The organism is Rhodococcus sp. T2V, from assembly GCF_029269925.1.
In the GTDB taxonomy this organism is placed as follows: domain Bacteria; phylum Actinomycetota; class Actinomycetes; order Mycobacteriales; family Mycobacteriaceae; genus Rhodococcus_F; species Rhodococcus_F koreensis.
Genome location: NZ_JARJBD010000498.1, coordinates 1 through 493 on the forward strand (window position 1 = coordinate 1; position 493 = coordinate 493).

At 48.3% G+C, this 493-nt stretch carries 1 pseudogene; it reads right to left on the minus strand.

The annotated features are described in order from the left end of the window. Positions 1 to 277: pseudogene (locus P3H15_RS55070) on the minus strand (hypothetical protein); the annotation flags it as partial. Positions 278 to 493 lie beyond the last annotated feature (216 nt).

The following is a 493-nucleotide window of genomic DNA, read 5'->3' on the forward strand; positions in this document are numbered from 1 at the left end:
CCGGCAGCGACTCCCACACCGGCCGACCCGGTGGTGTCGGCCCGGTCTCCGGCGCAGCCGACGGATCCGCGGCAGCGGTCGGCGTTTCCCCGGCGGCTGTGGGGGTTGGCGGTTGCGCCGCAGCGGTTTCAGGCTCAGCCAGGACCTCGACATCCGGGTGCTCCGCGTCGATCTCATCGGCCTCGGCGGGAGCAGGATCCGGGGCGGAGGGCTCGTGCACGTCGAACAGGGCAATCTGCTCCCACGGTGTTTTTTCTGTTTTGTTTAAGTTTTGCATAGATTATATTATAAAGTTTTCTATACAACTTGTCAAGTTGTCAAACAATTTTGCCTATACAGATTCTTTGAAAAACGCGGGAAAAAGAGGGACAATAACAAAATTTCATAGATATTTATTTATATTTTCTTCTTTTCTAAAATAAGATTTAGCTAAAAAATATAGTTTTTATCATTTTTTACTGACAAATAAATCTGTCAGTAAAAAAACTTGCAT